We start from the raw sequence: 17,929 nt of genomic DNA on the forward strand, positions 1-17,929 counted from the left end.
CCGGGCGGGTCAGCCGCTGCCGAGCACCTCGGCACGGCGCGCGCGCCAGCGGCCCAGCAGGGCGGGGAGTTCCTCCCGCATGAAGGCGAAGAAGGCCAGCGACTCGGCGAGCCGGGCGCCGGCCGGCGTGCCGACGCCGACCGCGTCGATGCCCTCCTGGAGGCTGGTCTCCCAGCGGACCAGGGCCTGGTCACGGCTGACGCTGGCCTCGTACCAGGCGTTCTCGTGGACGCGGTAGCGGTCGCGCCGCGAGCCGGCCTCGCGTTCGCGGCTGACCAGGTTGACCTGGGTCAGGTACCGCACCGCGCCGGAGACCGCGGCGGGGCTGACCCGGAGCAGGTCGGCGAGTTCGGCGGCGGTGAGGCGGCCGGAGTCGGTGACCAGCAGGGCGCTGAAGATCCGGGCGGGCATCCGGGGGAAACCGGCGTCCGCCAGGACACCGGCGAACCGTTCGATGAAGGCGCCGACCGCCGTCTCGTCCCGCTCCACCGGCCCGCCTCCCATGATCATCCACCGTCGCGGCCCGTCCTGGCCGGAGCTGATATTTCCTGTGATTCACGAACTTCACGGATCTGTGAAACAAGAGTACGGTCGATTCATGACGACCGCCATCGAAGTGACCGGCCTGGTCAAGACCTTCGGCCGGACGCGCGCCCTGGACGGGCTCGACCTCACCGTCGCCCGCGGCGAGGTGCACGGCTTCCTCGGCCCCAACGGCTCCGGCAAGTCGACCACCATCCGGATCCTGCTCGGCCTGTTCCGTGCCGACTCCGGCACGGCCGTCCTGCTCGGCGGCGACCCCTGGCGCGACGCGGTCGACCTGCACCGCCGGCTCGCCTACGTCCCCGGCGACGTCACGCTCTGGCGCAACCTCTCCGGCGGCGAGGCGATCGACCTGCTCGGGCGGCTGCGCGGCGGCCTCGACCCGGCCCGCCGCACCGAACTCCTGGAACGCTTCGAACTCGACCCCACCAAGAAGGGCCGCGCCTACTCCAAGGGCAACCGGCAGAAGGTCGCCCTGGTCGCGGCCTTCGCGAGCGACGCCGACCTGCTGGTCCTGGACGAGCCGACCTCGGGCCTCGACCCGCTGATGGAGGAGGTGTTCCGCTCCTGCGTCGCCGAGGCGAGGGACCGCGGCGCCACCGTGCTGCTCTCCAGCCACATCCTGTCCGAGGTCGAGGCGCTCTGCGACCGGGTGTCGATCATCCGGGCCGGCCGCACCGTCGAGAGCGGCACCCTGACCGAGCTGCGCCACCTCACCCGCACCTCCGTCGAGGCCGAGCTGGTCGGCACCCCGCCCGAACTGCCCTTCGCCCACGACCTCGTGGTCACCGGCACCCGGCTGCGCTGCCAGGTCGACGCCGAGCACCTGGACGCCCTGCTGCGCGCGCTGACCGCCGTCGGCGTCCGCGGCCTCACCAGCCGGCCGCCCACGCTGGAGGAGCTCTTCCTGCGCCACTACGAGCCGGTCGCGCCCGAGCCGACGGCGGCCACCCGATGAGCGCCTACGCCGCCACCGCCACCCTCCACCGGCTCGCCCTGCGCCGCGACCGGATCGCCCTGCCGGCCTGGCTCTACGCCGTCACCGCGATGGTGCTCTCCACCGCCTTCTCCTTCCGCACGCTCTACGCCACCGAGCAGGACCGCCGCTCCTTCGCCGCCTCGATCGCCGGCAACGGCTCACTGCGCGCCCTGTACGGGCCGGTCCACGACGCGAGCACCATCGGCGGACTGACGGCCTGGCGGATGGGCGTCTTCGGCGCCGTCCTGGCCGGACTGATGTCCACCCTGCTGGTCGTCCGGCACACCCGGGCCGAGGAGGAGGACGGCCGCCTGGAGCTGGTCGCCGCGGCCGCCGTGGGCCGCCGCGCCCCGCTCACCGCCGCCCTGCTGGCCGCCCTCACCGCCGACCTGCTGCTGGGCGCGCTGGTCACCGGCGGCCTGCTGGCGGCCGGTCAGGGCGTCGCCGGGTCGGTGGCCTTCGGCCTGGCCCTGGCCGCCGCCGGCGTGTTCTTCGCCGCCGTCGCCGCGCTCGCAGCCCAGCTGGCCGAGACCGGCCGCGCCGCCAACGGCCTCGCCGGAGCCGCCCTCGGCCTCGCCTTCGTGCTCCGGGCGATCGGTGACGGCGGACCCCACTGGGTCAGCTGGCTCTCCCCGATCGGCTGGGCCGAGCAGGTCCGCGCCTTCGGCGGTGACCGCTGGTGGGTCCTGCTCCTCCCGCTCGCCGGCGCGGCCGCCCTGACCGCCGGCGCGTACGCCCTGGTGGCCCGCCGTGACCTCGGCGCCGGGCTGCTCCCGCAGCGGCCCGGACCGGCCGCCGCCGCACCCTCGCTGGCCACCCCGGCGGCCCTGGCCCGCCGGCTCCAGCGCGGCCCGCTGATCGGCTGGTGCGCCGGGTTCGCCGCCGCCGGCGCCGTCTTCGGCGGACTCGCCCAGGGCGCCGTCGACCTGGTCGGCCAGAACCGGCAGGTCGCCGACCTGATGGCCCGGCTCGGCGGCCGCCAGGGCGTCCTCGACTCCTACCTGGCCGCCATCGTGAATCTGCTGGGCATGGTCGCCGCCGTCTACGCGGTCCAGTCGGTCCTGCGCCTGCGCACCGAGGAGGTCTCCGGCCGGGCCGAGCCGGTGCTCGCCGGCGCCGTCTCCCGGCTCCGCTGGGCGGCCGGCCACCTGCTCTTCCCGCTGCTCGGGACCGCCCTGCTGCTCGCGGTCGCCGGCGCCGTCGCCGGACTCGCCGAGGGCGCCACCGCGGGCGGTCTCGGCCAGGCCCTCGTCCGGCTGCCGCTCGCCGCGCTCGCCCAGCTGCCGGCGGTCTGGTTGACGGCCGCCGCCGCCCTCGCGGTGTACGGACTGCTGCCCCGCTGGACGGCGGCCGGCTGGGCGGTGCTGGCCGTCTTCCTGCTGATCGCCTGGCTCGGACCGATCGTGCGCCTGCCCGGCTGGGCGCTCGACCTCTCGCCGTTCACCCACCTGCCGCACCTGCCCGGCGGCGACGTCACCGCCGCCCCGCTGCTCTGGCTCACCGCCGTCGCCGCCGCCCTCGCGACGGCCGGCCTGGTCGGCCTGCGCCGCCGCGATCTGGGGTAAGGCGTTTCGGGTCAGGCCCGGACGGTGACGGTCGGCTCGTGGTGCACCGGGAAGTTGACCGACGCCGCGATGAAGCAGCCCTGCTGGGCCGGCCCGTGCAGCGCGAGCGCGCGCTCGCGCATCGACTCCTCGGCGATCTCGATGCGCGGGCGCAGCACCACCTCCGTGAAGTGCCCGCCGCCGCCCGCCACCACCATCGTCCCCACCGCGTCGTCGACGTACGAGGTGACCACCACGCCGTTGACGGCGCACTGGTGGAAGTACGACATCATGTGGCACTGCGAGAGCGCCGCCAGCAGCAACTGCTCCGGGTTCCACCGGGACGGGTCGCCGCGGAACGTCGGGTCCGCGCTGCCGAGGATGGGCGGCACGCCCTCGGCGGTGATCTCGTGGGCGCGCTCGTACGACTTGTAGGTGTCGGTCCCGGTACCGAGGTTGCCGGTCCAGGTGACCCGGACCGCGTAGGTGTGCGGCTTCGGCATGGCTACTCCGTCTCGTCGGCGTCGGTGCTGCTGTGGATGGTGCAGGTGTCCAGGACGTGCCGGCGGGCGGCCTCCGCCGCCGCGACCGGATCCCCTGCGGCTATCGCGGTGAGCAGTGCGCGGTGCTGAGCGTCGACCAGGTCGGTGCGGCCCGGCACGCGCAGCGACGTCCGGGTGGAGACCTGGATGCGGTCCCAGAGCCGGTCCAGCGAGTGCAGCGCGACCGGATTGGCGGCCAGTTCCGCCACCCGGCGGTGGAACGCCCGGTTGAGCCGGACCGCCTCGGTCAGCCGGCCCGCCGCGGTCGCCTCGTGGGTACGGTCCGCCAGCCGCTCCAGGTCGGTCAGCTCGGCCGGCGCCAGCCGGCCGGCCCGCTGGCGCGCGGCGGCCAGCTCCCCGGTCAGGCCCTCCAGCGCGGCCCGGACCCGGTAGCAGTGCGCCAGCTCCCCGGCGTCCAGCTCCACCACCCGTACCCCGCGCCCGGCCGCCACCACCAGCCCGTCGGCGGCCAGCGAGCGGAACGCCTCGCGCACCGGCGTCCGGCTCACCTCCAGGGCCGCCGCCACGTCCAGCTCGGTCAGCCGCGAGCCCGGCGGGTACCCGCCGTCGAGGATCAGCTCGCGCAGGCGCTGGTGCGCTGATTCGGTTCGCATGAGGCCACTGTATGCACTGTATGCAATTGACGTAAAGCTGTCAGGGGCGGCGTTGGCCCTGCTAATGGGTGCGCGAAGGGACCCGGCGGTCGGCTATATTCGCGCAGCCGTCGAACAAGTTCTGTGATCAGGGGGTTTCGCCATGTCGGAGGAGAAGGACCGCGTCCCGGAGGGGCCCACACCGGCGTCCCCGTGGGCACCGCCGACCGACGCGATCCCCTCGCAGCCGGAGCCGCAGCCGCAGGCCGCGTACGGGCCCGAGCTGCCGCCCCCGGCCGAGGCCGAGAAGAACCCGTGGGCCGTCGGTCAGGTCCCCGGCCAGCCGGTCCCGCCCGGCTACCCCGTCTACCCGGCCTATCCCGGCTATCCGGGCTACCCGGGCCAACCTGGTTACCCCGGGTGGCCGGCGCAGCCGCAGTCGGGCTGGAACGGCTTCGCGATCACCGCGTTCGTGATGGGCATCTTCGGCGCCTTCTGCATGCTGTTCGTCGGCGGCATCGGCTTCGGCATCGCCGCCCTGCGCGGCATCAAGCGGACCGGTCAGCGCGGCAAGGGCCTGGCGATCGCGGGCATCGTGCTGTCGGCGGTGTGGGGCGTGCTGATCGTCATCGGCATCGCCGCGGGCATCGCGGACCGCTCCTCGTCGGGCGACGACTACGGCGTGCGCCGCACCCCGAGCCGCTCGGAGAGCACGGCGCCCGGCATGGTGGCGGTGCTCGACCTGACGGTGGGCGACTGCTTCGAGAAGTCCTCCGGTGGCATGACCGCGGTCTCGGTGAAGCGGGTGCCGTGCAGTCAGAAGCACTACGGCGAGGTGTTCTACACCGGTTACCTGTCCGGCGGCACGGACTACCCCGGCGACGCCCAGGTGACGGCCGAGGCGACGAAATACTGCGAGCGGGAGCAGGACAACTACGCGATGGACAGCTGGGCCGTGCCGGACTCGGTCGACGTCCACTACTTCCACGCCGACCGCAAGGGCTGGACCAAGCTCGGCGGACACCGTCTGACCTGCATCTTCACCGACTCGGACGCCGGGCTGACCGGCACCCTCCGCAAGGACCGCTCCAACCTGACCGCCGAGCAGGTCGCCTACCTCCAGGGCGCCAACGGCTTCAACCTCGCGCTGGCGCACAGCCCGGACGAGGAGGAGGTCGCCGACAACGTCGAGGGCTACCGGACGTGGGTGAAGGAGATGTCCACCGCGGTGGGGGCGCAGTCGTACCAGCTGCAGAACGGCACCTGGAGCGAGGCCGCCAAGAAGCCGGTCGCCGATCTGCTCGCCGAGCACCGTGAGATGAGCACCCACCTGCGGGCGGCGGAGGCTGCGCCCGACGCGGCCACCATGGAGCGGGAGCTCGGTCTGGCCTTCCGGCACGACGGCTACGAGCAGGCGAAGGCGGTCCGCGCGGTCCTCGGCCTCACCGCCGACAACCGCGCGGGCTCCGGCGGCGGCTCCGGCTCGGGAGGCGGCTCCGCCCCGCAGACGGTCTGAGCCCCCGCGGACGCCCTACGACCCCGCGCTGACCGCGGCCCGCACCAGGCGGGTCGCGGTCTGCGGCGTTCCGGCCCAGTGCAGGTGCAGGTACGAGGCGTGCACCGGGCCCTGGACGAAGCCCTCGGTGTGCGGGCCGGTCGGGGTGCGCCAGGCCCAGGCGGGCTGCTCGCCGGCGCCGGGTTCGGTGACCGTCCGGTGGAACTCGTGGCCGCGGACCCGGGTGCCGGCGGCGGCGAGCGGGCTGTCGGCGAGCGCGACGGCCTCGCGGTAGCCGAGGGTGAGGCGTTCGGTCATCCGGGCGGTGGAGTCCAGCACGCCGCACATCGGCTTGGAGTCCAACTCCCGTCCCAGGTAGAGCAGTCCGGCGCACTCGGCGACCACCGGCGCACCGGAGCGGGCGAGTTGGGCGATGGCGTCGCGCAGCGGCGCGTTGGCGCTGAGTTCGGCGACGTACATCTCGGGGAAGCCGCCGCCGATCACCAACCCGGCGGTGCCGGCGGGGAGTTCCCGGTCGTGCAGCGGATCGAACGGGACCACCTCGGCGCCGGCGGCGGCCAGCAGTTCGGCGTTCTCCGCGTACGAGAAGGAGAACGCGGCGCCGCCGGCCAGGGCGATCCGGGGCCGGCCGGGGACGGGCTCGCCGATCTCGGCGGCCGGGTCCCAGGGTTCGGCGTGCAGGGGCGGCGCCGAGCGGGCCAGGTCGAGCACCGCGTCCAGGTCGACCGAGGCGGCGATCAGGTCGCCCATGTCGCGGACGGCCTGCACGGCCTGGGCGGAGCGCTCCACAGCGGGGATCAGGCCCAGGTGGCGGGAGGGGGTGGCGACCGCGGGCGCCCGCCGGACGGAGCCGAGCACCGGGACGCCGGAGCCCTCCTCCAGGGCCTCGCGCAGCAGCATCTCGTGCCGGTCGGAGGCGACCCGGTTGAGGATCACCCCGGCGAGCCGGACCTCCGGGTCCCAGGAGGCGAAGCCGTGCACCAGCGCGGCCACCGACCGGGACTGCGAGGAGGCGTCCACCACCAGCACCACCGGCGCCTTGAGCAGCTTGGCGACCTGCGCGGTGGAGGCGAGTTCGCCCTGTCCGGCGGCGCCGTCGAACAGCCCCATCACGCCCTCGACCACCGCCACGTCGGCCCCGGCGGCGCCGTGCAGGAAGAGCGGCGCGATACGGTCGGGCCCGCACATCCAGGAGTCCAGGTTGCGCCCGGGCCGGCCGGAGGCCAGCGCGTGGTAGCCGGGATCGATGTAGTCCGGGCCAACCTTGTGCGGCGAGACGGCGAGGCCCCGCGCGGCGAGCGCAGCCATCAGGCCGGTGGCGACGGTGGTCTTGCCCGCGCCGGAGGAGGGCGCGGCGACGACGAGACGGGGGATGCTGGTCACGGAACTACCACTCGATGCCGCGCTGGCCCTTGCGGCCGGCGTCCATGGGGTGCTTGATCTTGGACATCTCGGTGACCAGGTCGGCGAATCCGGTCAGCGCCTCGGGCGCGTACCGGCCGGTGATCACCACGTGCTGGCTGCCCGGGCGGTCCTTCAGCACGGCGACCACCTCGTCCGGGTCGACCCATCCCCAGTGCATCGGGTAGGTGAACTCGTCGAGCACGTAGAAGCGGTAGGTCTCGGCGGCGAGGTCGCGCTTGACCTGCTCCCAGCCCTCCTTGGCCGCCTCCTCACTGGACATCTCGGCCTCGGCGGAGCGCTGGATCCAGGACCAGCCGGAGCCCATCTTGTGCCAGTCCACCGTGCCGCCCTCGCCGGAGGCGCCGAGCACGCGCAGCGCGTTCTCCTCGCCGACCTTCCACTTGGCGGACTTGACGAACTGGAACACCCCGACCGGCCAGCCCTGGTTCCAGGCGCGCAGCGCCATGCCGAAGGCCGCGGTGGACTTCCCCTTGCCGGGGCCGGTGTGCACAGCGGTGATCGGCTGGGTACGGCGCTGACGGGTGGTCAGGCCGTCGTCCGGGACGTTCTCGGCAACACCCTTGGGCATGGGGATCAGGCCGCCTTTCGCGGAGCGGAGGAACGACTGTCGCGGACGAGCGAGGCGACGCCCTCGGCGCGCAGCTCGTCCAGGGTCACGGCGGCGGCGCCGAGGTGGCCCGCCAGGGTCCGGGAGAGGCCGAGCCGCACCGGGCCCGACTCGCAGTCCAGCACCACCGAGGCGATGCCCTGGGCGGCCAGCAGGCCGGCCGCCCGGTGGGACTGCGCCACGGCGTCGCGGCCGCCGGTGGCACGGCCGTCGGTGACCACCACCAGCAGCGGGCGGCGGTTCGGGTCGCGCATCCGCTCCACCCGCAGCACCTCGTGGGCGCGCAGCAGTCCGGCGGCCAGCGGGGTGCGCCCGCCGGTCGGCAGCTGCTCCAGACGGGCGGCGCCGACCTCGACCGAGGAGGTGGGCGGCAGGGCCAGTTCGGCGCCGGTGCCGCGGAAGGTCACCATGCCGATCTTGTCGCGGCGCTGGTAGGCGTCCATCAGCAGGGAGAGCACCGCGCCCTTGACCGCGGTCATCCGCTGCCGGGCCGCCATCGAGCCGGAGGCGTCCACCACGAACAGCACCAGGTTCGACTCCCGGCCGCGGCGCACCTGCTCGCGGAAGTCGTCCCGGTGCAGCACCAGGGCCCGCTCCTGGCGCCCGCGCGCCACCTGGTGCGGGGCGGCGGCGCGCAGCGTGGCGCTCAGGTGCAGGTGGGCGAGGCGGCCCTGCGGACGGCGGGACCGGATGGTGTGCCCGCCGTCGGTCTCGGCGGGGGAGCGGCGCCCCTGGGCGCCCTTGCCGGTGCCCTGCACGGCGAACAGCCGGGTCCGGTACGGGTCGCCGGCGGCCACCGGGGCGCTCTCCCGGCCGCCGCCCGGGCCCTGCGGCGGGACGGCCTCGCCGGGCTGCGCAGCGGCGGGCTCGGAGCCGGGGTCGGTCGAGGCCACCGAGTCCTCGGGCGCGTCACCCGGGGCAGGCGCGCCGCCGTCCGGGCCGCCGCCGTCGGGGCCCTGGCCGCCACCGTCCGGGCCATCGCCGTCGGGGCCGCCGCCGTCGTCCTCGGGGTCCTCGTCCTCGGGCGCGTGCTCCTGGAGGGTGCGGTCGAGCTGCTCCTCGTCCAGGCCCGGCGCGTCGAAGGGGTTGCGGCGGCGGCGGTGCGGCAGGGCGAGCTGGGCGGCCTTGCGGACGTCCTCCTCCAGCACCTCGCGCCGGCCCGCCCACGCGGCCAGCGCCACGGCGGTGCGCGCCATCACGATGTCGGCGCGCAGGCCGTCCACCTCGAACGCGGCGCAGACCGCGGTGATCTGGCGCAGCGCCCCGTCGGTCAGCTCGACCTCGGGCAGCAGCGCCCGGGCGGCGGTGATCCGTTCGGCCAGCGCCCGCTCCTGCCCGGCGAACCGGTCCGCGAAGCCGGCCGGGTCGGCGTCGTAGGCGAGCCGGCGGCGGACCACCTCGGCCCGCTCGGCGGCGTCCCGGGTGGCGGCGATCTCCACGGTCAGCCCGAACCGGTCGAGCAGCTGCGGCCGCAGCTCGCCCTCCTCCGGGTTCATCGTGCCGACCAGCAGGAAGCGCGCCGCGTGCCGCACCGACACGCCCTCGCGCTCCACGTACGAGCGGCCCATCGCCGCCGCGTCGAGCAGCAGGTCGACCAGGTGGTCCTGGAGCAGGTTGACCTCGTCGATGTACAGCACGCCGCGGTGCGCCCGGGCCAGCAGGCCCGGCTCGTACGCCTTGACGCCCTCGGCCAGCGCCCGCTCCAGGTCGAGCGAGCCGACCACGCGGTCCTCGGAGACGCCGACCGGGAGTTCGACCAGGTGGGCCGGGCGCTCGCCGGCGGCCGGGGCGTGGTGCGGGCCGTCCGGGCACTGCGGGTCGGGTGCGGCGGGGTCGCAGGCGAAGCGGCAGCCGTCCACGGTGGCAATCTCCGGCAGCAGGCCGGCCAGCGCGCGCACCATGGTGGACTTCGCGGTGCCCTTCTCGCCGCGCACCAGCACGCCGCCGACGGCCGGCGAGACGGCGTTGAGCAGCAGCCCCAGCCGCAGGTCGGCCATGCCGACGATCGCGGTGAACGGGTAACGGACGTCTGTCACTTGGCAGTCTCCAAAGCTCCCGGCGGGATGAACGGCAGCCCGGCCGGAGCCCCGCCCTCGATCAGCTTCCACAGCGCGTCGGTGTCCGCGTGCTCCTCGATCAGGTCCCCCAGCCGGTCGAGCCGCTCCTCGCGGGCGGCGGCGAACGAGGTGTCCGGCGCCGGGACGAAGTCCCGTCCGGCGACGGCGGCGACGTCCCGCAGGAACGCCCGGCGGAAGCCGTCGTTCTCCAGCGCCCCGTGCCAGGTGGTGCCCCAGACCGAGCCGACCCGGCAGCCGTCGAGGAACGATTGCCCACCCTCGACCGCGACCACACCGTGGTGGATCTCGTACCCCTCGACCCGCTCCCCGTACGCCTCACCGACCGGGCGGGCCAGCACCTTCTCGCGTCCGAACACCACCCGGGTGGGCAGCAGCCCGAGGCCCTCGGCGCCACCGGTCCTCGACTCGACCTCGTCGACGATCTCGCGGCTCAGCATCTGGTAGCCGCCGCACACCCCGAGGATCGGCCGCCCGGCCGCCGCGCGGGCCTTCAGCGGGCCTTCCAGGCCGCGCTCGCGCAGCCAGGCCAGGTCGGCGACGGTCGCCCGGGTACCGGGCAGGATCACCAGGTCGGCGTCGGCCAGCTCCTCGGGCCGGGTGGCCCAGCGGACCAGGACGCCCGGCTCCTGGGCGAGGGCGTCCATGTCGGTGAAGTTGGAGAGCCGGGGGAAGCGCACCACGGCGATCCGCAGCACGTCCGCGCCGACCGGGCCCGCGGCCGCGCCGCCGGCCACCACGGTGGTCAGGTCGAGCGAGTCCTCGGCGTCCAGCCACAGGCCGCTCAGCATCGGCAGGGTGCCCAGCACCGGACGGCCGGTCAGCTCGCGCAGCATGTCCAGGCCGGGGGCCAGCAGCCGGGCGTCGCCGCGGAACTTGTTGACGAACCAGCCCGCCACCAGCGCCTGGTCCTCGGCCGACAGCAGCGCCAGCGTCCCGTACATGGCGGCGAACACCCCGCCGCGGTCGATGTCGCCGACCACCACCACCGGCAGCCTCGCCGCCGTGGCCAGGCCCATGTTGGCGATGTCCCGGTCGCGCAGGTTGATCTCGGCGGGGGAGCCCGCCCCCTCGCAGACCACCACGTCGTACCGGCCGCGCAGGTCCGCCAGGCACTCCAGCGCCCGCTCCAGCAGGTACGGCTTGCGCTCGCGGTAGTCCAGCGCGCCGACCTCGGCCACCGGCCGGCCGAGCAGCACCACCTGGCTGCGGCCGTCGGCGCCGGGCTTGAGCAGCACCGGGTTCATCGACGCCTCCGGTTCGACCCGGGCGGCCTGCGCCTGCATGGCCTGGGCCCGGCCGATCTCCGCGCCGTCGGCGGTCACGAAGGAGTTGAGCGACATGTTCTGCGCCTTGAACGGCGCCACCCGCACCCCCTGGCGGGCCAGCCAGCGGCAGATGCCCGCCGTGACCACGCTCTTGCCCGCGTCCGAGGTCGTCCCCGCGACCAGCACCGCGTTACCCACGCCTGCCTCCCTGAAGCGCCACCCGCGCACCCACCGTCACTGCCAGAGCCAGCGCCCCCACCCGTCGGGAGAGCCGGCACGCCCGCTCGATGTCCGCCACCGCCACCGGCCGGGACTCCCCGCCGAGCACCGGCCGGTGCTCCACCCGGGTGCCGTAGTGGAGGGTCCCGCCCAGCCGTACGCCCAGGGCGCCCGCGAACGCCGACTCGGCCTGGCCGGCGTTGGGGCTGGGATGGGACGAGCCGTCGCGCCGCCACACCCGCCAGGCGGTGCGCGGCGAGGGCGCGGCGGCCACCGTCAGCAGCGCGGTGAGCCGGGCGCCGGGCCAGCCGGCCACGTCGTCGAGCCGGGCCGAGGCCCAGCCGAAGCGCCGGTGGCGCGGCGACCGGTGACCGACCATCGCGTCCAGCGTGTTGACCGCGCGGAAGGCCAGCAGTCCGGGGGCGCCCGCGACGGCGCCCCAGACCAGGGCGTTGACCACGGCGTCGGCGGTGTTCTCGGCCACCGACTCGACCACGGCGCGGGCCAGCTGCTGCTCGTCGAGCGCGCTCGGGTCCCGTCCGCACAGGTGGGGCAGCCGCTCGCGGGCCGCCCCGATGTCCCCGGCCTCCAGCGCCCGGCCGATGGTCCGGGCCTCGCGGGTCAGCGAACTGCCGCCGAGCACGGTGAAGGTGGCGCCGGCCACCAGGGCGGCGCGGCCGAGCGGGGAGCGCTTCAGCGCCCGGTCGGCGGCGACGGCGCCGGCCGCGACGGTGCCCACCAGGGCGGCGGTGTACAGGGTGCCGGTACCGCGGTGGTCGCGCCACAGCGCCCGCTCCAGGCGGGCCGCGGCGCTGCCGAACAGGGCGACGGGATGGCCGCGCCGGGGGTCGCCGAGGGTCGCGTCGGCGAGATAGCCCGCGACGGCGCCCAGCAGGTACGGGGCAGCCCGCATGGCGTGCGTGTCCTCACTCAGGGTCCGCGCCCTGGATCGACGTAGCGGAGACGGGAGTGTCGTGGCTTCCGGGTCGTACCCGGTCACAGTGGCGGGACCGCGCCGGAATCTCACCGGCTTCCTCTGCATGCCTCCGTATGGCCCATGGATCCCATCACGCGCCGAGACGGGCAGTCAACCGAGGTGGCGGAGGGTTCGGTCACACCGAGCCACCGCCGGGAGGCGCCCCGGCGCTCGCGCTACCCGCGTAGTTCGCGCCGCCGTGAACCGCCGTCACTACCTCCGAGTAGGGGGCCGATTCGCCCGCGAGGTCTCGGACGATCGTCCAGTTACCGGCGGGGGTCCCCACCTGCGCTTCGTGTCTTCAGCGGGTGTGTGATCCGACAGGCGCACCCCTACGTTCTTGTGTCATGCGACGTAGACAGCCGCCCACCCCCACCCCGGTGCCGTTCTCCCCGACGGCCGCGCGCGCCCACCGGGCCGGGCTCGGTCTGACGCCGGAACAGGTCGCCGAAGGCATGGCCGCCCACGGCGTCCGCCTGCTGCCCTCCCACGTGCTCGGCTGGGAGAGCGGCGGGATCCGTCCGTCGGAGGAGGAGTTCATCGCCCTCTCCCGCGCCCTGTGGTGCCCCCCGGTCCAGCTGATGGGCGCCCCGCCGGCCACCCTGCGCGACTTCCGGGTCGCCCGGGAGCTCAACCAGGAGCAGGCCGCCCGCCGGATCGGCATCGGCCTGGCCGTGTACCAGAAGGCCGAGACCACCGGGAAGTGGACCGGCGACGAGGAGCAGACGTACGCGCTGGCGCACGTGCTCGGCCTCACCCTCCGGGCCCTGGTCCACGTCACCAACCGGCAGGCCGACCTGGACCTGCGGCTCAAGCAGGTGATCGACGGGCGCTGGCAGGCCCAGCTGAAGGCGATCGGCCGGATCGTGCCGGCCGAGCCGCACGCCCTGGAGGCGGCCCTGACGGAGCTGCAGAACGAGTACCTGGTGCCGATGCACTGGGGTGCCTCGGGCCCGGCCGCCGAACCGCGGCCCCGGCGTCCGCTGGCCGAGCGGTTCTGGGAGCTGCTCGCCGCCCGGGCCACCACGATCCCGGTCTGAGGCGGCAGCCCGAACGGCCCGCCCCGGGTGGCCGGGCCGCCACCGGGCGGCTGGACTGGTGACCGTAGCGAGTCCATGCCCAGCCCACCGGGGAGCGCTCATGCGTTGGGGAACCGCCGCCATCGTGGCCGCCGCCGCCGTCGGGACCGGAGCGGCGGTCCTGCTGCTCGGGCGCCGGGTCTCGGACCGGGTGGTCCGGCCGGGCGCGGTCGAGCCCCACGTCGCGGCCGCCCTGCGGATCCACGACCTCGGCGCCGGGCGGGTCACCGTCACCCGCAGCCCCGAGTCGCTCCGCCCCGGCCACTACGCCCTGGAGTGGGAGGACGGCGGGCACGCCGTGGTCGGCGAGATCCTCACCACCGACACGCAGAGCGTCACCCGCCGCCTGGAGCGCGCCGACCGCGGCACCCTGGCGATCGGCACCGAGGTCCGGATCACCCCCCGGGTGCACGTCGGCGACCCGCGCAGCGCGCTCGGCATCGACTTCGCCGAGCCCGCCGTCCCGGGCGAACTCGGCGCGATGCCCGCCTGGTACACGATCGGCGTCCGCGGCACCTGGGTGGTCCTGGTGCACGGCCCGGCCGCCGACCGCACCCAGGCGCTGCCCGTCCTCCCGGTGCTGCACACCCTGCGGCTGCCCACGCTGACCGTCACCCACCGCGGCGACGAGGGCGCGCCCGCCTCGCCCGACGGCCTCGGGCACTTCGGCGAGACCGAATGGCGCGACGTGGAGTCGGCGCTGCGCTTCGCCCTGGACAACGGCGCCGGCCGGGTGGTGCTGTACGGCTGGTCGCTGGGCGCCACCATGGTGCTGCAGACCGCCGCCCGGTCCGCCTGGAAGGACCGGATCGGCGGCCTGGTGCTGGACTCCCCGGTGCTGGACTGGTCGGACACCGTCCGCCGGGAGACCCGCCGCTCCGGCGCGTCCGCCGCCCTCGCCGAGCTGGGCGCGCTGGCCGCCGAGGGCCGGACCAAGGTCGACCTCGCCGACTTCGCCCGCCTCGCCGAGGGCCGCGACCTCGCCGCGCCCACCCTGCTGCTGCACAGCCCGGACGACAGCGTGGCGCCCTGGGCCGCCGCCCGCCGCCTCGCCGGGCGCCGCGAGGACCTGGTCAGCCTCCACCCCGTCCCCGGCGCCGAGCACGCCGCCCTGTGGAACGTCGACCCGGAGGCCTACACCGAGGCCCTGCGGCGCTTCTTCACCCCGCTGATCTGATCCGCCCCGGCCCGTCGGTCATGGCGTGAGCGCGTCAAGATGTGCCCAGCTCAGGCCCGGTTTGCGCGCTGTTGCCCGGTCTGCGGCGCATCCGCGGCCGAACCGGTCGAGACGGTGGCGGATCCGATGTGACAGAACGCCCGTGCACGGGGAAGACTGCTCGGCGTGACGTCTCGGAACCCGCGCGACCGTGATGCCTCGCCCCAGCCGATCGGGCTCGGTGCGACGGTGACCCGTCTGCCTGGCACGGCCGGACGGGGCGACGGCACACCCCCGGGCGTTCCCGGGGCCCCCCGCCGCCGCATCCCCGCCAAGCCCGGCCGTGGCCGGGTGCCGGTGCCCGACGGCTTCCCCGCGCCCGCCGAGCTCGCTCCGCTGGCCCGCCGGATGCTCGCCGACGCCGTCCGCGTCGCCCGCTGGGCCGGCGAACTCGACCACGTCGACAAGCGCGGCGAGCTGCTCCCCGACGACGCCCGCGCCGCCGGGCGCGCCCTCGCCATGACCGTCGGCGCCGCCGCCAAGGCCTGGGGCCAGGCCCTGCTGGTCGGCCTGGTGGAGCTGCGCGACGGCGGCGCCGGCCCCGGCTGGCGCCTGCACGCCTGGGAGCACGACGACGAGGCGGTGATCCGCGGCTGGTCCGCGCTGTTCGACGCCTGGACGCTGCTCGCCCCCGTCCCGCCTGCCGCCCTGCGCGGCGTCTTCGCCCAGCTCGCCGGGCAGGCCGTCGACCTCGCCCCGCAGCTGCTCTCCTTCCTCCACCTGGTGGACGGCCCGGTCGCCGACGGCGAACTGCTCGAACTGCTCCGCCGCGGCCTCGACGAGCGCCGCCACGGCATCATCGGCGGGGCGCTGAGCCTGTCGCCCGTCCCGCACGCCGCCTCCGCCGTCTCCGCCGTCCGCGGCACCTGCCGCGAGCCGCAGATCGACACCCCGCACCTGCCCAGCGACGTCGCCGCCGTCCTCGACTGGATGCTCGACGGCCTCGCCGCCGTCGGCGCCCTCGGCCGCAAGGACGACGCCGCCGAGCTCTCCCCGCTCGGCCACTGGGCGGTCCGCGCCAAGCTGGAGGAGATCTGCACCGTCGCGCAGACCGCCGCCGGCCACATCGAGCAGAGCGCCCCCGAGCTGCTCTCCGCCTGCGCCGACTACTCGCCCGGCCCCGCCCGCGCCGAGTACCGCGCCTGGGTCGCCGCCCGCCCGGTCGACCGCGCCGTCGCCGAGCTGCTGGACGCCGCCCGCGGCGAGGACGCGCTGGTGCGCGGGCTCGCCTTCGAGGCGCTGCGGGTCGCCGGTGGCACCGCCGAGCAGGCCGTCCGCGCCGCCGTGGAGGAGGCCGTGCTGCGGCCGTACGCCCTGCTGTGGCTCGCCGAGCAGCTCGACGAGGGGGGAGTCTCCCCGGCCGACGTCCTGGGCGCCCAGGACGCCGCCTGGCTCTGGGTGGACACCGCCGCCGCCGTCCTCGACCACGGCGACACCGCGCTCCTCGTCGGCCACGTCGAGGGCGCCTCCGCCGGCGAGCCGGTCCGCCTCTTCAACCGCGCCCGCCAGTCCGGCCACCCCCGCGCCGCGAGCGTCCTCACCGCCGTCGCCGGAGTCCACCCGGACCCGGCCGTCGCCCGCGCGGCACGCCGATCGGCCTTCTCCGTCGTCCGGTAGGTCATATCCAGGGGCTCGGGGAACTGCGAGGCCCGCCCCGTGGCTGGCGCACCTTGCTGGTATCGCCGACCACGGGGCGGGCCTCGCAGTTCCCCGAGCCCCTGTAAAGATGCCCCCAAACGAGAAAAGGGCCCCGAAGGACCCTTTCCCGTGCAGAGAAGTCTCAGCCGCGCGACTCCGCGCGCTTCGCGCGGACGTCGCCGACCTTCTGCCCCACCTTGCGGCGGATGACCAGCAGCGGCGCCATCGCGGCCAGCGTGATCTGCGCGACCGCCCCGATGTGCATCAGGGTGTCGCCACCGGGCAGGCCCGCCGCCCAGGCGGCGAGGCAGCCGATGGAGAACACGATCCAGGCCAGCGTCGCGGTGGCGAGCAGGCCCTGCGGCTTCGGGTACTCGATGCGGCTGACCATCAGGTACGCCACACCGAAGATCATCAGCAGACCCGGCACGAACGGCGGGTCGAGCAGCACGATCGCGATGACGGTCATGGCGCCCATCGGGCACGGCATGCCCTGGAAGATCCCCGGCCGCATCTTGACCGCCGAGAACCGGGCCAGCCGCAGCACCACGGCCAGCAGCACGGTGAGCGCGATCAGCGCCGAGAGGCGCTGGTCGGACCCGGGCGAGACGATGCCCCAGACCGCCACGAAGTAGGCGGGTGCGATGCCGAAGCTGATCAGGTCGGCGAGGTTGTCCAGCTCCGCGCCCAGCGCCGAGGAGCGCAGCTTGCGGGCCACCAGGCCGTCGAACAGGTCGCACATGGAGCCGATCAGCAGCAGCGTCACCGCGGTGGCGGCGCTGTGCTTGACCGGGGCGTTGGACTCACCGGTGAGGTGCGGCATCAGGATTCCGGTGGTGATCGAGTAGATCGCCAGGAAGCCGCAGACGGCGTTGCCCAGGGTCAGGAAGTCGGCGGTGGAGAGGTGCTGCGGCGAGCGCGGGGCCCGCAGCTCGCGGTCACGGGCCCAGCGGCGACGGCGGAGGGAGGTCTCCTCCTCCTCGCCCAGCCCGACAAGGGTCTCAGGATCAGTCACGGTCAAGGCGAGTCACCCCGGCTGTGGTCTTCTGGCCGACCTGGACGCCGACCTCGACGCCTGCCGGCAGGTAGGTGTCGACGCGGGAGCCGAAGCGGATCAGACCGATCCGCTCGCCCTGCTCGACCTTGGTGCCGGCGGGCACGTACGGCACGATCCGGCGGGCCACGGCCCCCGCGATCTGCACCATCTCGATGTCGCCGAGCTCGGTGTCGAAGTGCCAGACGACCCGCTCGTTCTGGTCGCTGTCCTTGTTGAACGCCGGGACGAAGCCGCCGGCGACGTGCTCCACGGACGTCACCGTGCCCGGCAGCGGGGCGCGGTTGACGTGGACGTTGAGCGGGCTCATGAAGATGGCGACGCGGGTGCGGCCGTCCGGCCAGGCGTCGATGGACTGGACCACGCCGTCGGCCGGGGAGATCACTCTGCCCGCACCGATCTCACGCTCGGGGTCGCGGAAGAACCACAGCATGCCCGCGCTCAGCGCACAGGCGGGAACGGCCGCCAGGGCCCACTTGCCGGAGCGCCGGGTGAGGGCGGTCGTCACGGCGGCGGTGGCCAGGGTCGGGACGAACCACGGGGTGGCACCGCGCGCGATGGTCACGCGGGGACGCCGACCGGCGGGGCCGTGACCCGAGGCGGAGGTGTGAGGGGACGGGCTGAGGGGCATCGAGGACCTTTAGTCGCGGGGGAT

At 75.1% G+C, this 17,929-nt stretch carries 16 protein-coding genes and 1 riboswitch; of the genes, 6 read left to right on the forward strand and 10 right to left on the reverse strand.

What is annotated here, in order from left to right; translation table 11 throughout:
• Positions 1-9: 9 nt before the first annotated feature.
• Positions 10-504 (reverse strand): GbsR/MarR family transcriptional regulator, encoded by a 495-nt coding sequence (locus FHR36_RS06050; protein WP_253794382.1) that lies wholly within the window; start codon positions 502-504, stop codon positions 10-12.
• A gap of 94 nt (positions 505-598) precedes the next feature.
• Here FHR36_RS06050 and FHR36_RS06055 point away from each other — a divergent pair, with 94 nt between their 5' ends.
• Positions 599-1,501 (forward strand): ABC transporter ATP-binding protein, encoded by a 903-nt coding sequence (locus tag FHR36_RS06055; RefSeq protein WP_253794384.1) that lies wholly within the window; start codon positions 599-601, stop codon positions 1,499-1,501.
• Entirely contained in the window at positions 1,498-3,087 is a 1,590-nt protein-coding gene (locus tag FHR36_RS06060) for an ABC transporter permease (protein WP_253794385.1), read from the forward strand. The genes FHR36_RS06055 and FHR36_RS06060 overlap by 4 nt, the downstream gene beginning before the upstream one ends.
• A gap of 11 nt (positions 3,088-3,098) precedes the next feature.
• Here FHR36_RS06060 and FHR36_RS06065 read toward each other — a convergent pair whose 3' ends face one another.
• Together FHR36_RS06065 and FHR36_RS06070 are read right to left on the reverse strand one after the other, a co-directional pair.
• Complete coding sequence (locus tag FHR36_RS06065) at positions 3,099-3,569, reverse strand: OsmC family protein (RefSeq protein WP_253794387.1); 471 nt, start codon at positions 3,567-3,569, stop codon at positions 3,099-3,101.
• Between the two features lie 2 nt (positions 3,570-3,571).
• Complete coding sequence (locus FHR36_RS06070) at positions 3,572-4,222, reverse strand: GntR family transcriptional regulator (RefSeq protein ID WP_253794389.1); 651 nt, start codon at positions 4,220-4,222, stop codon at positions 3,572-3,574.
• A 142-nt stretch (positions 4,223-4,364) separates the two neighbouring features.
• On the opposite strand from FHR36_RS06070, the gene FHR36_RS06075 reads away from it, so the two are divergent.
• Positions 4,365-5,717, forward strand: a complete 1,353-nt coding sequence (locus FHR36_RS06075) for a DUF4190 domain-containing protein (protein WP_301329714.1) — start codon at positions 4,365-4,367, stop codon at positions 5,715-5,717.
• A 15-nt stretch (positions 5,718-5,732) separates the two neighbouring features.
• On the opposite strand, the gene FHR36_RS06080 is transcribed toward FHR36_RS06075, so the two are convergent.
• The 5 genes from FHR36_RS06080 to FHR36_RS06100 are packed head-to-tail and all read right to left on the reverse strand — an operon-like array spanning position 5,733 to position 12,224.
• Positions 5,733-7,100, reverse strand: coding sequence for a cobyrinic acid a,c-diamide synthase CobB (locus FHR36_RS06080; protein ID WP_253794391.1), 1,368 nt, complete (start codon positions 7,098-7,100; stop codon positions 5,733-5,735).
• 4 nt (positions 7,101-7,104) lie between these two features.
• Positions 7,105-7,710, reverse strand: coding sequence for a cob(I)yrinic acid a,c-diamide adenosyltransferase (gene cobO, locus FHR36_RS06085; RefSeq protein WP_253794393.1), 606 nt, complete (start codon positions 7,708-7,710; stop codon positions 7,105-7,107).
• Between the two features lie 5 nt (positions 7,711-7,715).
• Positions 7,716-9,746, reverse strand: coding sequence for a putative cobaltochelatase (locus FHR36_RS06090; RefSeq protein ID WP_253794794.1), 2,031 nt, complete (start codon positions 9,744-9,746; stop codon positions 7,716-7,718).
• 35 nt (positions 9,747-9,781) lie between these two features.
• A complete protein-coding gene (locus FHR36_RS06095; protein ID WP_253794395.1) occupies positions 9,782-11,290 on the reverse strand; it encodes a cobyric acid synthase in 1,509 nt (502 codons plus the stop codon).
• Positions 11,283-12,224, reverse strand: a complete 942-nt coding sequence (locus FHR36_RS06100) for a cobalamin biosynthesis protein (protein ID WP_253794397.1) — start codon at positions 12,222-12,224, stop codon at positions 11,283-11,285. Before FHR36_RS06100 ends, FHR36_RS06095 begins: the two co-directional genes overlap by 8 nt.
• A gap of 35 nt (positions 12,225-12,259) precedes the next feature.
• A riboswitch (cobalamin riboswitch) is annotated at positions 12,260-12,395 on the reverse strand.
• A 239-nt stretch (positions 12,396-12,634) separates the two neighbouring features.
• On the opposite strand from FHR36_RS06100, the gene FHR36_RS06105 reads away from it, so the two are divergent.
• The 3 genes from FHR36_RS06105 (at position 12,635) to FHR36_RS06115 (ending at position 16,199) form a co-directional block, all read left to right on the forward strand.
• Positions 12,635-13,327: a helix-turn-helix domain-containing protein gene (locus tag FHR36_RS06105; RefSeq protein ID WP_253794399.1), complete on the forward strand. Its 693-nt coding sequence runs from the start codon at positions 12,635-12,637 to the stop codon at positions 13,325-13,327.
• A 100-nt stretch (positions 13,328-13,427) separates the two neighbouring features.
• Complete coding sequence (locus tag FHR36_RS06110; protein ID WP_253794401.1) at positions 13,428-14,543, forward strand: alpha/beta hydrolase family protein; 1,116 nt, start codon at positions 13,428-13,430, stop codon at positions 14,541-14,543.
• Between the two features lie 228 nt (positions 14,544-14,771).
• Complete coding sequence (locus FHR36_RS06115) at positions 14,772-16,199, forward strand: hypothetical protein (RefSeq protein WP_253794403.1); 1,428 nt, start codon at positions 14,772-14,774, stop codon at positions 16,197-16,199.
• 163 nt (positions 16,200-16,362) lie between these two features.
• Here the strand turns inward: FHR36_RS06115 and FHR36_RS06120 are convergent, their stop codons facing one another.
• Positions 16,363-17,241: a CDP-alcohol phosphatidyltransferase family protein gene (locus FHR36_RS06120; RefSeq protein ID WP_380232355.1), complete on the reverse strand. Its 879-nt coding sequence runs from the start codon at positions 17,239-17,241 to the stop codon at positions 16,363-16,365.
• On the reverse strand, positions 17,228-17,905 hold the full coding sequence (locus FHR36_RS06125; protein WP_253794405.1) for a phosphatidylserine decarboxylase: 678 nt from the start codon (positions 17,903-17,905) through the stop codon (positions 17,228-17,230). The genes FHR36_RS06120 and FHR36_RS06125 overlap by 14 nt, the downstream gene beginning before the upstream one ends.
• Positions 17,906-17,929: the final 24 nt, after the last annotated feature.

It is taken from the genome of Kitasatospora cinereorecta (assembly GCF_024172095.1).
GTDB lineage: Bacteria > Actinomycetota > Actinomycetes > Streptomycetales > Streptomycetaceae > Kitasatospora > Kitasatospora cinereorecta.

Excerpts from the sequence above, each read along its gene's own strand:
- FHR36_RS06110 (WP_253794401.1), top strand. The coding sequence starts at position 13,428 with ATGCGTTGGGGAACCGCCGCCATCGTGGCCGCCGCCGCCGTCGGGACC.
- FHR36_RS06090 (WP_253794794.1), bottom strand. The coding sequence starts at position 9,746 with ATGGCCGACCTGCGGCTGGGGCTGCTGCTCAACGCCGTCTCGCCGGCC.
- FHR36_RS06125 (WP_253794405.1), bottom strand. The coding sequence starts at position 17,905 with ATGCCCCTCAGCCCGTCCCCTCACACCTCCGCCTCGGGTCACGGCCCC.
- FHR36_RS06050 (WP_253794382.1), bottom strand. The coding sequence starts at position 504 with ATGGGAGGCGGGCCGGTGGAGCGGGACGAGACGGCGGTCGGCGCCTTC.
- FHR36_RS06100 (WP_253794397.1), bottom strand. The coding sequence starts at position 12,224 with ATGCGGGCTGCCCCGTACCTGCTGGGCGCCGTCGCGGGCTATCTCGCC.
- FHR36_RS06070 (WP_253794389.1), bottom strand. The coding sequence starts at position 4,222 with ATGCGAACCGAATCAGCGCACCAGCGCCTGCGCGAGCTGATCCTCGAC.
- FHR36_RS06105 (WP_253794399.1), top strand. The coding sequence starts at position 12,635 with ATGCGACGTAGACAGCCGCCCACCCCCACCCCGGTGCCGTTCTCCCCG.
- FHR36_RS06065 (WP_253794387.1), bottom strand. The coding sequence starts at position 3,569 with ATGCCGAAGCCGCACACCTACGCGGTCCGGGTCACCTGGACCGGCAAC.
- cobO (WP_253794393.1), bottom strand. The coding sequence starts at position 7,710 with ATGCCCAAGGGTGTTGCCGAGAACGTCCCGGACGACGGCCTGACCACC.
- FHR36_RS06060 (WP_253794385.1), top strand. The coding sequence starts at position 1,498 with ATGAGCGCCTACGCCGCCACCGCCACCCTCCACCGGCTCGCCCTGCGC.
- FHR36_RS06075 (WP_301329714.1), top strand. The coding sequence starts at position 4,365 with ATGTCGGAGGAGAAGGACCGCGTCCCGGAGGGGCCCACACCGGCGTCC.
- FHR36_RS06055 (WP_253794384.1), top strand. The coding sequence starts at position 599 with ATGACGACCGCCATCGAAGTGACCGGCCTGGTCAAGACCTTCGGCCGG.